14 protein-coding genes are annotated in these 13,532 nt (G+C 63.2%); all 14 read left to right on the top strand.

Annotated features, from left to right (window positions below):
• The first annotated feature begins 14 nt into the window (after window positions 1–14).
• Genes tsf through Q0C23_RS02155 form a run of 14 tightly spaced genes read left to right on the top strand, consistent with a single transcriptional unit; the run spans window position 15 to window position 13,530 of the window.
• Window positions 15–893 (top strand): translation elongation factor Ts, encoded by an 879-nt coding sequence (gene tsf / locus Q0C23_RS02090; RefSeq protein WP_291510724.1) that lies wholly within the window; start codon window positions 15–17, stop codon window positions 891–893.
• Window positions 894–1,622, top strand: coding sequence for a UMP kinase (pyrH, locus tag Q0C23_RS02095; RefSeq protein ID WP_291510725.1), 729 nt, complete (start codon window positions 894–896; stop codon window positions 1,620–1,622).
• Complete coding sequence (gene frr, locus Q0C23_RS02100; RefSeq protein WP_291510726.1) at window positions 1,619–2,179, top strand: ribosome recycling factor; 561 nt, start codon at window positions 1,619–1,621, stop codon at window positions 2,177–2,179. The genes pyrH and frr overlap by 4 nt, the downstream gene beginning before the upstream one ends.
• Entirely contained in the window at window positions 2,179–2,934 is a 756-nt protein-coding gene (gene uppS, locus Q0C23_RS02105) for a polyprenyl diphosphate synthase (RefSeq protein WP_291510727.1), read from the top strand. Before frr ends, uppS begins: the two co-directional genes overlap by 1 nt.
• Window positions 2,919–3,722: a phosphatidate cytidylyltransferase gene (locus tag Q0C23_RS02110; RefSeq protein ID WP_291510728.1), complete on the top strand. Its 804-nt coding sequence runs from the start codon at window positions 2,919–2,921 to the stop codon at window positions 3,720–3,722. Before uppS ends, Q0C23_RS02110 begins: the two co-directional genes overlap by 16 nt.
• Complete coding sequence (gene ispC / locus Q0C23_RS02115) at window positions 3,719–4,885, top strand: 1-deoxy-D-xylulose-5-phosphate reductoisomerase (RefSeq protein ID WP_291510729.1); 1,167 nt, start codon at window positions 3,719–3,721, stop codon at window positions 4,883–4,885. Before Q0C23_RS02110 ends, ispC begins: the two co-directional genes overlap by 4 nt.
• Window positions 4,886–4,898: 13 nt before the next feature.
• Window positions 4,899–6,254 (top strand): RIP metalloprotease RseP, encoded by a 1,356-nt coding sequence (rseP, locus tag Q0C23_RS02120; protein WP_291510730.1) that lies wholly within the window; start codon window positions 4,899–4,901, stop codon window positions 6,252–6,254.
• Window positions 6,251–8,596 carry an outer membrane protein assembly factor BamA gene (gene bamA / locus Q0C23_RS02125; RefSeq protein WP_291510731.1) on the top strand — a complete coding sequence of 782 codons (2,346 nt, stop codon included), beginning with the start codon at window positions 6,251–6,253 and terminating at the stop codon, window positions 8,594–8,596. Before rseP ends, bamA begins: the two co-directional genes overlap by 4 nt.
• A gap of 14 nt (window positions 8,597–8,610) precedes the next feature.
• On the top strand, window positions 8,611–9,147 hold the full coding sequence (locus Q0C23_RS02130) for an OmpH family outer membrane protein (RefSeq protein ID WP_291510732.1): 537 nt from the start codon (window positions 8,611–8,613) through the stop codon (window positions 9,145–9,147).
• Window position 9,148: 1 nt separating this feature from the next.
• The gene (lpxD, locus tag Q0C23_RS02135; RefSeq protein WP_291510733.1) at window positions 9,149–10,216 is read left to right on the top strand and encodes a UDP-3-O-(3-hydroxymyristoyl)glucosamine N-acyltransferase; all 1,068 of its coding nucleotides are present in this window, start codon (window positions 9,149–9,151) and stop codon (window positions 10,214–10,216) included.
• A complete protein-coding gene (fabZ, locus tag Q0C23_RS02140) occupies window positions 10,216–10,662 on the top strand; it encodes a 3-hydroxyacyl-ACP dehydratase FabZ (RefSeq protein ID WP_291510734.1) in 447 nt (148 codons plus the stop codon). The genes lpxD and fabZ overlap by 1 nt, the downstream gene beginning before the upstream one ends.
• Entirely contained in the window at window positions 10,659–11,441 is a 783-nt protein-coding gene (lpxA, locus tag Q0C23_RS02145; RefSeq protein ID WP_291510735.1) for an acyl-ACP--UDP-N-acetylglucosamine O-acyltransferase, read from the top strand. The genes fabZ and lpxA overlap by 4 nt, the downstream gene beginning before the upstream one ends.
• Window positions 11,438–12,391, top strand: a complete 954-nt coding sequence (locus Q0C23_RS02150) for a Gfo/Idh/MocA family oxidoreductase (RefSeq protein WP_291510736.1) — start codon at window positions 11,438–11,440, stop codon at window positions 12,389–12,391. Before lpxA ends, Q0C23_RS02150 begins: the two co-directional genes overlap by 4 nt.
• Window positions 12,392–12,411: 20 nt before the next feature.
• On the top strand, window positions 12,412–13,530 hold the full coding sequence (locus tag Q0C23_RS02155; protein ID WP_291510771.1) for a DegT/DnrJ/EryC1/StrS aminotransferase family protein: 1,119 nt from the start codon (window positions 12,412–12,414) through the stop codon (window positions 13,528–13,530).
• Window positions 13,531–13,532: the final 2 nt, after the last annotated feature.

Here is a 13,532-nt window from a genome sequence, read left to right on the forward strand (position 1 = left end):
ACAAAGGAGCAGCTATGGCTATTTCTGCGCAGCAGGTCAAGGAATTGCGGGAGCGCACCGGCGCCGGCATGATGGAATGCAAGACGGTCCTGACGGAGGCCGATGGCGACATGGAGGCGGCGGTGGATCTCCTGCGCAAGCGGGGACTCGCCAAGGCCGATAAGAAGTCGGGACGGGTGGCGGCCGAGGGGCGCATCGCTCTGGCCGAAGGTGCCGACGCGCGCTCCGCGGTGGTGCTGGAGGTCAACTGCGAAACGGACTTCGTGGCCAAGAACGACGCTTTCGTCGCCTTTGCCCAGGATTGCGCCGCCGCCGCGCTGGAGCGGGGCATGGTAGAGGTGGCGCAGCTGCTGGCCGATGCCGAGCTGGAAGAGCGGCGCAAGACCCTGGTCAGCCAGTTGGGTGAGAATATCGCCTTGCGCCGTCTGCAGCGCCTGGAAGTGTCGGAGGGTCGGGTGGGCAGCTATCTGCACGGTAACCGCATCGGCGTGCTGGTGGCCCTGGAGGGGTCGGGCGCTTCGGAGGAGCTGGGCCGCGATCTGGCCATGCACGTGGCGGCGTCTCGCCCCGAAGTGGCATATCCCGAACAGGTATCGGCCGAGCGCTTGGAGCGGGAGAAGGAAATCTACCGTGCCCAGGCAGCGGAAAGCGGTAAGCCCGCCGAGATCGTCGAGAAGATGATCAGCGGTCGGATGAGCAAGTTCGTCAACGAGATCGCCCTGGTGGGTCAGGCCTTCGTCAAGGATCCGGATCGCAGCGTGGGCGATCTGCTCAAGGCACAACCGGGGCTGCGGATTGCCGGTTTCGTCCGTTTCGAGGTGGGCGAGGGCATCGAAAAGAACCAAGGTCCGGATTTCGCTACGGAGGTCATGTCCCAGGTCCGGGGTGCCTGAATGGAACCCGCCATCCGTTACTCCCGCATTCTCCTCAAGCTCAGCGGTGAGGCCCTCATGGGCGAGGGTCAGTACGGTGTGGATCGCGCGGTCGTGCAACGGATGGCGGCCGAGATCAAGGCCGTGGCCGATGCCGGGGTGCAGGTGGCGCTGGTCATTGGTGGCGGCAATATCTTTCGGGGTATGGCCAAGGCCGCCGAGGGCATGGACCGGGCGACGGCGGACTACATGGGGATGCTGGCCACGGTCATGAACGCTCTGGCGGTGCAGGATGCCTTGGAGCATCTGGGCCTGCCCACCCGGGTGCAGTCGGCCCTGCACATCGAACAGGTGGCCGAACCCTACATCCGGCGGCGTGCCATCCGTCACCTGGAGAAGGGGCGCGTGGTCATCTTCGGCGCCGGCACCGGCAACCCCTTCTTCACCACCGATACTGCAGCGAGCCTGCGCGCGGTGGAGATCAATGCCGAACTGGTGCTCAAGGGTACCAAGGTGGATGGCGTCTATACCGACGATCCCGTTACCCACCCCGAGGCCATGCGGTACCGGGAACTGAGTTTCAACCAGGTGCTGGAGCAGGGCCTGCAAGTGATGGATGCCACGGCCATTACCTTGTGTCGGGACAACGACATGCCCATCGTCGTCTTTTCCATGAACAAGCCCGGTGCCCTCATGCGGGTACTGCAGGGTGAGGAAGAGGGGACTCTGGTGCAAAGAGAGGTGTCATGAGTATTGCAGAGATCAAGAAAGACGCAGAGCAGCGCATGAAGAAGAGCATCGAGGCGCTGAAGTCGGAGTTGACACGCCTGCGTACCGGGCGTGCCAGCGCCGGTCTGCTGGACCACGTCGAAGTGGAATATTACGGGTCGCCGACCCCCCTGTCGCAGGTGGCTTCCATCTCCGTCGCCGATGCCCGTTCCCTCCTGGTGACGCCCTGGGAAAAGCCGCTCATTCCCAAGATCGACAAGGCCATTCGCGATGCCGGTCTGGGTCTGAATCCGGTGGCTGGGTCGGACAACGTTCGCGTTCCGCTGCCGGCGCTGTCGGAGGAGCGGCGCAAGGAGATGGTCAAGATCGTGCGCCAGGAGGGCGAGGGCGCCCGCGTGGCCATCCGCAACATTCGCCGGGATGCCATTGCCCAGGTCAAGGATCTGCTCAAACAGAAAAGTATCTCCGAGGACGAGGAGCGGCGCGCCGAGGAAGAGTTCCAGAAGCTCACGGATCGCTTCGTCGACGAGGTGGATGGCGTGGTGGAGGCCAAGGAATCGGACCTCATGGAGGTCTGATGACGGGGCTGGAATCTGCGGCAACGCGGCCACGGCACCTGGCCATCATCATGGATGGCAATGGGCGCTGGGCCTATCGGCGGCACCTGCCACGAGTGGCGGGACATCGGCGGGGCGCCGAGGTAGTGCGGGAGATGGTGCAATCCTGTGTCGAACTGGGGGTGGGGCACCTCACGCTCTTTGCCTTCAGCACCGAAAACTGGCGTCGTCCGCCCCTGGAGGTTCGTCTGCTGATGAACCTGTTCCGCCTCATGTTGCGGCGCGAAGCCCGTCGCCTCCACGAAAACGGCGTGCGTCTGCGGATCATCGGCGACCGTCGAGCCCTGGATGGGGATATCGTCACGCTTATCGAAGAAGCGGAGACCCTGACCGCTGACAATGATCGTCTGACCCTCAACCTTGCCGTCAACTACGGGGGGCGCTGGGATGTGGCGCAGGCGGCGCGCGCCGCCGCCCTGCAACTGCAGCGTCAGGGCCGGGATCTGGCGGAGTTGGACGAGGCGAGCATTGCGCCGCATCTGGCTCTGGCAGACAGCCCCGAGCCGGATCTCCTCATTCGCACCGGCGGTGAGGAACGTATCAGCAATTTTCTGATCTGGCAGATGGCCTACACCGAGTTTTACTTTACCGAGGTGCTCTGGCCAGATTTTGACCGCGACGCCCTGGAGCAGGCGCTGCGTTCTTTCGCGCAACGGCAGCGGCGTTTCGGGCGCACCGGCGATCAGCTTCTGGAAGACGCTTGCGGCAGCGAATAGTCACCGCGCTGCTGCTGTTCCTAGTCTTCCTTCCCCTCGTCTATTGGGCACCCTCATCCGTCTTCCGTCTCTTTCTCGCGGTCATTTTCTTTTTTGCCTTGGACGAATGGCTGCAGCTGGCACAGATCGCTTGGCATCGCGGCTGGGCAGTCTCGGGGAGTCTGGTGTTCGCGGCCCTCGCCTTTTCACAGGGACAGAGTGCGTGGCTCTGGGCGGTGGCCGCCGGCGTCTTCTGGCTGCTCGTCCCCATCGTCCTGTGGCGCGCCCGCACGCGCAGGGCGCAAGGCCCTGCCACGCCGCACTGGATGGCAGCGCTGGCGCTGCCGGTCCTCTTTCCGGCCTTCCTACTGGCGGCCGCCTTGCAGGGCCAGCGCCCGTCTTTCCTGTTGTGGATTGTTCTGCTGGTCAGCGCTACGGACATCCTGGCGCTTGCCGTGGGCAAGACCTGGGGACGCTCGCCCTTGGCGCCCTGGCTGAGTCCGGCGAAGACCTGGGAAGGTCTGTTCGGCGGCTTGCTTGCCGGGCTGATGATGGGCACACTGGGAACACTGGTCTTGATCGGTAGCGGGCTCTGGACACTGGCTGCCGGCGCCACATTGGGCGTGCTGGTGGCGGCCTTCGGCGTCGTTGGCGACCTTTTGGAAAGTCTGCTCAAAAGGCGCAGCGGTCGCAAGGACAGTGGCAGACTCCTGCCGGGTCACGGGGGCGTGCTGGACCGGATCGATGCGATGCTGGCGGGAATTCCGGTGTTTGTTCTGGGTCTGATAGCTCTGGGTTGGTGGAAATGAAACGCGGAATCTGCATTCTGGGAGCCACGGGCTCCATCGGTAAAAGCACCTTGGACGTCATTGCCAGGCATCCGGAGGAGTTCCAGGTCTTCGCCCTCACAGGGCACCACCGGGTCCAGGAAATGCTGGAGATAGCACTTCGGCACCATCCCGAGTTCGTGGCCATGGTCGATCCCGCGGCGGCAGAGACGCTGCGAACGGCCCTGGTGGCCGCCGGTCAGGGACAGATCCGCGTCGGCAGTGGCAGCGAGGCGCTGCTGGAGGCGGTCCAGTGGCCGGGCGTTTCCGAGGTGATGGCGGCTATCGTCGGTGCCGCCGGGCTGATGCCGACCCTCGCGGCAGTGCGCGCTGGGCACCGGGTCTATCTGGCCAACAAGGAATGTCTGGTTATGGCCGGCGCCTACTTCATGGAGGAGGTGCATCGCCACGGAGCCACCTTGCTGCCCATCGATAGCGAACACAATGCGGTTTTCCAGTGCTTCGGAGATCCCAAAGGGGTGCGCCGCATCCTGTTGACGGCCTCTGGTGGGCCCTTCCGTACCTGGCCTTTGGAGCGCCTGCAAGACGTCACCCCGGATCAGGCCTGCGCGCACCCCAACTGGGTCATGGGGCGGAAGATCTCGGTGGATTCGGCGACCATGATGAACAAGGGGTTGGAGGTCATCGAGGCGCACTGGCTGTTCTCCCTGCCAGCGGAGCGCATCGACGTGCTGATCCACCCGCAGAGCATCATCCATTCCATGGTGGAGTATCTGGATGGCTCGGTGCTGGCGCAATTGGGCAACCCGGACATGCGCACCCCCATTGCCCACGCCCTGGCGTACCCGGAACGCATGCACAGCGGCGTGTCTTCCCTCGATCTGGCGCGCGGGCCTGCCCTGGAGTTCGAGGAGCCGGATCTCGCCCGATTCCCTTGTCTGGGCCTTGCCTTTGCGGCCTTGCGGGCGGGCGGGGCGGCGGCGACCGTGCTGAATGCCGCCAACGAGGTGGCAGTGGCTTCCTTTCTGGATGGTCGCCTGCCCTTTGCCGCCATTGCCCGACTCGTGGAGCAGACCCTCACCGATTTCCAGCCGGAGCAGCCTCAGGATCTGGAGGCTGTGCTCGACATCGATGCCGAAGCCCGACGGGTCGCTACGGCGCGCCTCGGGCTGGCCGCGGCCTGAGCGATCGACGTTCATGGGCCTGTTGCTGACCCTGCTGGCCTTCGTCATCGCCATCGGTCTGCTGATTCTGGTGCACGAATCCGGCCACTTCTGGGTGGCGCGGGCCATGGGGGTCAAGGTCCTGCGTTTCAGTGTCGGCTTTGGCAAACCGCTGCTGCGCTGGCAACGCAGTCCCGAGGACACCGAGTACGTCATCGCCGCCTTCCCTCTAGGGGGCTACGTGAAGATGCTGGGGGAGCAGGACGGGTCCGAGCTGCCACCGGAGCAGCGGGCCCGAGCCTACGATCAGTTGCCACCAGCAAGGCGATTTCTCATTGCTCTGGCTGGGCCCGCGGCCAACTTCGTGCTGGCTGTGGTGGCCTATACGGGGGTGGCGCTCATCGGTATCCCGGGTCTTGCGCCCATCGTCGGCACGGTGAGCCCAGGTGGTCTCGCACAGCGCGCCGGTCTGGTGGCCGGTGACCGGATTCTGGCCGTCGACGGACATGCTGTCGATACTTGGGAGGATTTGCGTATGGATCTCCTGGCCGCGGCAGTGTCCGGTGAGCGCCTGCAACTGCGCGTGCGCAGCCCCGGGGGCAGGACGGAGCTGCGTACGCTGTCGCTGCGGAAACTGCCCCCAGACAGTGTCGGCCCCGGCTTCGTGGAAAAGACCATGGGGCTGGGTCCCTATCTACCGCCGTTGGTGGGCGCAGTGCAGACCGATAGTCCGGCAGCCAAGGCCGGACTCCAGCCCGGCGATCGTATCCTGGCGGTAGACGGTCGGCCGGTATTCAGTTGGCAAGACCTGGCCCGGCGCATCGAGGCGCATCCGCATCAGCGGATTCTGCTGCGATTTCAGCAGCGGGGGGTGACGCAGGAGCGTTCCTTGACCACCGAGTACGTGCTCGATGCCGAAGGACACCCCCAGGGACGGATCGGTATCGTCATGGCGCCGCTGCCGGCGGATCTCATCGTGCGCAAGGAGCGGGGTCCGCTGGCCGCTGTGGTCTACGGCGCGCGTCAGACCTGGACCATGTCGGTTCTGACGGTGGAGATGCTCGGGCAGATGATCTCGGGTCGGGTGTCACCCAGCAACATCAGCGGTCCCATCGGTATAGCCGAAGCGGCGGGTGCGAGCTTCGCCGCTGGTCTGGCACCCTATCTCGGCTTTCTGGCACTCATCAGCATCAGCCTGGGTGTGCTCAATCTGCTGCCCATTCCCGTCCTGGATGGCGGGCATCTGCTTTTTTGCACGGTGGAGATGGTGATGGGCAGGCCCTTGTCGGCGGCGGTGGTGCAAAAAGCGCAGATGATCGGTATAGTGCTGCTTCTGATGCTCATGTCCTTCGCCTTCTACAACGATATTCTGAGACTGTTGAAACCGTGAAAAAAATCAGCCTCGTACCTCAAGCCTCCAGCGCCCTTGTCGCAACTGTGGCGGTAGTCGGCAGTGTCTGGGCGGTACCCGCCCTGGCCTTCTCGCCCTTTACCGTCAAGAATATCGAGATCCGTGGCTTGGAGCATATCGCGCCGGGTACAGTCTACAACTATTTACCGATCCACATCGGTGAGACCGTGGACGACCAGAAGGCGCAACAGGCCATCAAGGAACTCTACTCCACCGGTTTTTTCCAGAATGTCACCATCGCCCGCGCTGGCGACGACCTTCTGGTGGTGGTCAAGGAGCGGCCGATCATCGCAAGCATTCGCACGAAGGGTATCAAGGCGTTCTCCAAGGACGAACTGCAGAGTACCTTCAAGGGTATCGGTCTGGAGGAGCGGCACATTTTCAACCGCGCAGTCCTCGACCAGGTGGTGCAGGGTTTGCAGCAGCAATACGAGGGCATGGGCTACTACAACGCCAAGATCACGACCCACGTAGAAAAACTGCCACGTAACCGTGTAGCTATCGATATCGATGTGCACCAGGGCGAACAGGCCAGCATAAAACAGGTGACCATTGTCGGGAATCATGCCTTCAGTGAGAGTCGTCTGCGTGGGCTCTTCTCCATCGGTGCGCCCGATGCTTTTTCCTTTTTTACCAAGAACGATCGCTACTCGCGAGAGAAACTGGAAAAAAGTCTGGAGAAATTACACGACTTTTACCTCGACCGCGGATATCTCAATTTTGCCATCGAGTCGTCCCAGGTTCAGGTTACGCCCAACCGTCGCTACGTCTATATCACCGTCAATATCCATGAAGGCCCGGTCTACCGCATCAGCAAGGTGAGTCTGACCGGCAATCTCGTGCTCCCGCGCAAGGAGCTGGAGAAGCTGGTGGAAATCAAGCCTGGTGAGCGTTTCTCGCGGGCACGCATCAATGACACCAACCAGGCCATTGCGGAAAAGCTGGGCGATTACGGCTATGCCTTCGCCAATACGACTCCAGTGCCCGAGGTGGATGAGAAAAAACACGAGGTGGCCATCGATTTTCAGGTGGATCCCGGCAATCGCGTCTACATCCGGCGCATCGAGATCAGCGGCAACGACAAGAGCCGGGATTATGTGATCCGTCGTCAATTCCGCCAGATGGAAGGCGCGCTCTACAACCGGGAGCTCATCGATCGCTCCAAGCTGCGCCTGCAGCAGACCGGTTTCTTTGACAAGGTGGAGACCAAGACCGTGCCGGTGCCGGGCCACCCGGACGAGCTGGACCTGGACGTCCATGTCAGCGAACGGCCGACGGGCAGTTTCAGTGTGGGCGTGGGTTACTCCAATGCCGAGGGTTTCCTTTTCAACGGCTCCATCAGTCAGAATAACTTCATGGGCACCGGCAATGCGCTGTCCTTCTCTGCCAATGTCGGCGGTCTGGGCACGGCCTACAACCTGTCCTTTACCAACCCCTATTTCACGCCCGATGGTATCAGCCTGGGCTTCAACCTGTATCGGAACGACACTAATCTGTCGACCCTGGCCATTGCGCCTTATCGGGAGATCGACTACGGTGCTTCCGTAACCCTGGGTATTCCGGTGCTGGAATACGTCTACGACTACATGACCCTGGGTTTTGACCACACCAACATCAACCTGCAGAACGGCGCCAATTATCCGCTGTATCAGAACTACATCGACCTATATGGGAATTCTGCCAATTCCATTACCCTGGGCAACGATCTCGTCTACAACAGCACCAATTCGCCCATCTTCCCCACCAAAGGCGTGTACGGTAGCCTGTCCTTGAAGGCAGCGGTGCCGCCGGGCAAATTGCGCTTCTACAAGGCTGAGATCAAAGCCAATTACTATCACCCCTTCACCTCCTGGCTGTCGGGAGGACTGGGTGCGCGGTACGGCTTCATCAACAGCTATTCGGGCAAGCCGGTGCCTTTCTTCGACAACTTCTATCTGGGTGGGCCGACGACCCTGCCGGGCTATCAAACCTACGCCCTGGGTCCGCAGATCGATGGCTACCCCGTAGGTGGTACGCGCGAACTGCTGCTGGATGCCAACCTGTACTTCCCGCTGCCGGGCCTGCAGGACAACAAGAATTTTCGCATGAATCTCTTCGTGGCCAGCGGTTGGGTCTATGGCGTGAGTGCCAATTCCGCGGGTAACTTCCAATACACCAACAATTACTTCCCGAGCCTCGGCAACCTCCGCACCACGGCGGGTGTAGGTTTTCTGTGGATCAGCCCTCTGGGTCCCTTGCGTCTGTCCCTGGCCATTCCTCTCGACAAGAAGCCGGGTGATCTGACCCAGCCGCTCCAGTTCACCGTAGGAAACGCCTTCTGATCATGCGGGTGAGGATGCGTGGAAACCGGCTCTGGCTGCTCGTCCCGGCGTTGCTGCTGTGCGTCTGGGCGCCCAACGGGGTGGCGGAGGGCATCAAGATAGGCTTCGTGGACCTCGACAAGGCGCTGCGCGAGCTGCCCGAGGCCCAGGCGGGTGCGGCCAACCTCAATCGTCAGATCGAGGCGCGACAAAAGGAGATCGAGGCCAAGCGACAGGAGATCGACATTTTTCAGCGCAACCTGGAAAAAGATTTCCCCAAGCTGAGCAATGCGCAGCGCCAAGAGAAGGAGGCGCAGCTGCAGGCCATGGTCATGAACCTGCAGAAGTATCAGCGCAAGGCTCAGGATGAGATCAGCGTACAGCGCAACGAGATCCTGGAGAAGATTCAGAACCGCCTGGTGCGAGTGGTCAGCCAGATCGGTCAGGCCGGCCACTACACCCTCATTCTCAACGACAAGTCCGTGCTCTACGTCAATGGCGCCATCGATCTGACCCAGCAGGTGGTGGCGGCCATGGAGAAGCAACCCGCGGGCAAGGGTGACCGGAAGTGATATGAGTAGGCCAGCTGCTCCGTCCCTCAGTCTGGGTGAATTGGCGCAGGTGGCCAAGGCGCAACTGCGAGGCGACGGTCGGTTCCTGGTAAAGGGGGTGGCACCCCTGGAAGAGGCCGGACCCCAAGACCTGAGTTTTTATCAGCCTCCCCGCTCACCCCAGATTCTGCGCGAGACCCGTGCCGGCGCGCTCATTCTGAGGGAGCAGGAGGTTGGGCTCTACGGCGGTCATGCGCTGATCAGCAGCAATCCCTATGCAAGCTTCGCGCGCGTGTTGCAGCACCTCTACCCGGTGACCCGGCCGGTGCCCGGGGTGGAGGCGGGAGCCTGGGTTGCCAGCGACGCCCGCGTGCACCCTGGTGCCTGCATCGAAGCGGGAGTGCGGGTGGCGGCGGGGGCCATCGTTGAGGACGGTTGCTGGCTGGAAACGGGCGTGGTTCTTGGTGCGGGGGTACGACTGGGCGCAGGTTGTCACCTTTTTCCGGGCGTGAAGGTCTACGCAGGTTGTGAGATCGGGCCGGATTGCACCATTCACGCCAATGCCGTCATCGGCGCCGATGGCTTTGGCTTTGCCCCGGACGGGGATGCCTACGTCAAGATTCCGCATATCGGCGGGGTGCGCATTGGGCGTGGCGTGGAGATCGGTGCCAACAGTTGCATCGACCGTGGGGTGATGGCCGATACCGTCATCGGCGACGGCGTCAAGATCGATAATCTGGTGCAGATTGGTCATAATGTCACCGTCGGCGAGCATACGGTCATTGCCGGACAGACGGGAGTGTCGGGCAGTACCACTATCGGTGCCCACTGCCGCATCGGCGGTCAGGTAGGCTTCGCGGGCCATATCCGCATCGCCGATGGCTGCATCATCGCGGGCCAGAGTGCCATCACCCACGATCTGCGCACGCCGGGGGTGTATTCGGGGGTGCTGCCCGCCCGCCCAGTCCGGCGCTGGCGGCGCTTGGTGGCGCGCTTCGACGCCCTGGAGGAGTTTGCGCAACGCTTCAAGCAATGGGAGAAGACGGCGGCTGCCCGCGCTTCGGCCCACCGGGAGGAGAGTGACGACTGATGGTGCAACTGGATGTTCGTGAGATTCTGAAACGCCTGCCTCACCGCTACCCTTTCCTGCTGGTGGATCGTGTGGAGGAACTGGAGCCGAATCGCTATCTGCGGGGGCTGAAAAACGTCACGATCAACGAGCCCTACTTCCAGGGCCACTTCCCGGATTTCCCGGTCATGCCCGGAGTACTGATTATCGAGGCTCTGGCGCAGGCCGCGGCTCTCCTCGCCTTCGTCTCTGAGGGGAAATACGGCGAAAACGAAGCGGTATACTTTGCCGGTATCGACAAGGCGCGTTTTCGCAAACCCGTGGTTCCGGGGGATCAGCTGATCCTGCTTGCGGAGGTCAGTCGCCGTCGTGGTGGCATGTGGCAGATGCAGACCATGGCGCGGGTGGGCGATACCCTGGTCGCATCGGCGATGCTCATGGCCACCCTGCGCGAGCGCGACGCATGACCGCGGCCGTCCACCCCCAGGCGGCCATCGACCCCTCTGCCCGTCTCGGTGCCGACTGTGAGGTGGGTCCCTTTGCGGTGATCGGCGCCGATGTGGAACTCGGCGCGCACTGTTGGATCGGTGCGCATGCCGTGATCGAGGGACCTTGCCGTATCGGTGCCCACAATCGCATCCACCCTTTTGCCTCCATCGGCAGCGCTCCTCAGGATCTCGGCTATCGCGGCGAGCGGACGGAGCTCGTCGTCGGCGAACACAATACCTTTCGCGAATTCGTGACCATCAACCGTGGCACGGTCAAGGGCGGCGGGGTGACCCGCATCGGCGACCATAATCTCTTCATGGCCTACTGTCACGTGGCCCACGACTGTCAGATCGGCAATCACGTGGTCATGGCCAATGCGGCGACCTTGGCGGGGCATGTCCGCGTCGAGGATTATGCCATTCTCGGCGGACTGTCGGCCGTCCACCAATTTGCCCGAGTAGGGGCGCATGCCATCCTCGGGGGTGGGACCATGGCGCCGCTGGACGTGCCGCCTTACATGATGGCGGCGGGCAATCACGCCAGCCTGCACGGTATCAACGTCCGCGGGCTGGCGCGACGCGGCATTCCGCGCGAGACCATCCTGCAGATCAAACGCGCCTATCGGGTGCTGTTCCGCTCCGGGCAGCGTCTGGAGGAGGCCATGGAGGAGCTGGAGAGGCGCGGCCTCGATGCCCCGGAAATCGCCCACCTCCTAGCCTTTCTGCGGGCCACGCAGCGGGGTATCACGCGGCCATGAAGGCGCTGCGCACGGCGGTGGTGGGAGTGGGTCACCTCGGTCGCTTTCACGCCCAGAAGTACGCGGCCTGCTCCGACCTGCAAGGGGTTTTCGATCAGGACCCCGAGCGCGCGGCGGCGGTAGCGGCGGAACTGGGCTGTATTGCCTTCCCCAGTCTCGAGGCACTGCTGGCGCAGGTGGACGCCATCTCCATCGCGACGCCTACCTCGACCCATTGCCAGGTAGCCACGGCGGCCTTGAATGCCGGCGTGCATTGTCTGGTAGAGAAACCCTTCACCTTGGACCTGGCCGAAGCTGAGTACCTGGAGGAACTTGCCGCCCGAGTGGGAAAAGTGCTGGCGGTAGGCCACATCGAACGGGCGCATCCGGCCATCCGCACCCTACGCGAGCGCGGTTTTGGCGCCCCTCGTTATCTGGAAGCGGAGCGCCTTGCTCCCTTCAAGCCCCGTTCTCTGGACATCGATGTCATCATGGATCTCATGATTCACGACCTGGATCTCACGCTCTGGCTCAGCGGCGAGGCCCTCCAGGACATCCGCGCCGTGGGCGTGGCAGCGGTGACGGATAAGGCCGACATGGCCAATGCCTGGGTGACTCTGGACAGCGGTGCCGTGGCCAATCTCGCGGCCTCACGGGTGGTACGGGAGCCGGTGCGCAGGATGCGGATTTTCTGGGAGGATCGTTACGCTTCCGTCGACTTCATGGCGCGGCAACTGCGCCTGGTGGAACGCGGCGGTGGCTCCGTCCCTGGTATCCCCGGGGTAGCGGAGCAGGTACTGGAGTTGCCAGCGGAGGATGCTCTGGAGTTCGAGGTACGGAACTTTCTGGGGGCGGTATTGGGGCGTGAGATGGCTCTGTGCAGTGCCCGCGAGGGCCGACTCGCCCTTGCCGCGGCTTTGGGCGTGCGGGCCGCCGTAGAGACCTTTTTGCAGGGTGAGGAGGCAGGATAGTGTCCGGAGCAGTGAAGAAAATGGTATCGCCGGCCGATCCGGCGCCCATTCCCATGGTGGATCTGCGCCAACATTATGCGCCGCTGAAGGAAGCCATGCTGGCGGGTATTGGCGCGATCCTGGAGGGGGCGAGCTTCATTCTGGGGGAGCACGGGCGAGCGCTGGAGGCGGAGATCGCCGCCTTCATCGGTGTCCGGCATGGGGTCGGCTGTGCCTCGGGCACCGATGCCCTGATGTTGGCGTTGCGCGCCCTGGACATCGGTCCGGGGGATGAGGTCATCGTTCCCACCTTCACCTTCATCGCCACCGCCGAGGCCGTGCGCTACGTCGGCGCTACCCCTGTCTTCGTCGATGTCGACGACCGCTACTATCGCATCCAGCCCGAGGCGGTGGCAGCCGCCATCACGCCGCGCACGCGGGCCATCATTCCCGTCCACCTCTATGGCCTCGGCGCCGATATGCCGGTGCTCCTGGAGCTGGCCGCGGCCCACGGTCTGGAGGTCATCGAGGATTGCGCCCAGTCCCTGGGCGCCACCTTGGGCGAGCGCAAGCTGGGGAGCTTCGGTCGCCTGGCCTGCTTTTCCTTTTTCCCCAGCAAGAATCTGGGCGGCGCCGGCGATGGCGGGATGGTGGTCACGGACGATGCCGAACTGGCCCGCCGCCTGCGGGGTCTGCGCAATCACGGATCCTGGCAGACCTACCAGCACGAGGTGCTGGGTTACAACAGCCGCCTCGATGAGATCCAGGCCCTGATCCTGCGAGAGCTCTTTGCCCACATCGACGACTACACCCGTGGCCGCCAGCGGGCTGCGGGCTACTACGGTGAGGCTCTAGCCGATCTGGATCTGCGGCTGCCGGAGGTGCCCGCCGGTCAGAACCACGTCTATCATCAGTACACCATCCAGGTGCGGGACCGTGATGCCCTGCGCGCGGCTCTACAGGCCGCCGGTATCGCCAGCGCCATCTACTATCCCATCCCGGGTCACCGCCAGCAGGCCTTTGCCGATCTCGCCCCCGCCTCCTGCCCGGTGGCGGAACGCCTCAGCACGACGGTGCTCTCCTTGCCCATGTTCCCGGAGCTGCAGCCCGAGCAGGTGGAACGTATCGCCACGGTGATCCGCGCCCACCTGCAGGCCTGAGG

Origin of the sequence: Acidithiobacillus sp. (assembly GCF_023256195.1) — a bacterium.
In the GTDB taxonomy this organism is placed as follows: Bacteria; Pseudomonadota; Gammaproteobacteria; order Acidithiobacillales; family Acidithiobacillaceae; genus Acidithiobacillus_A.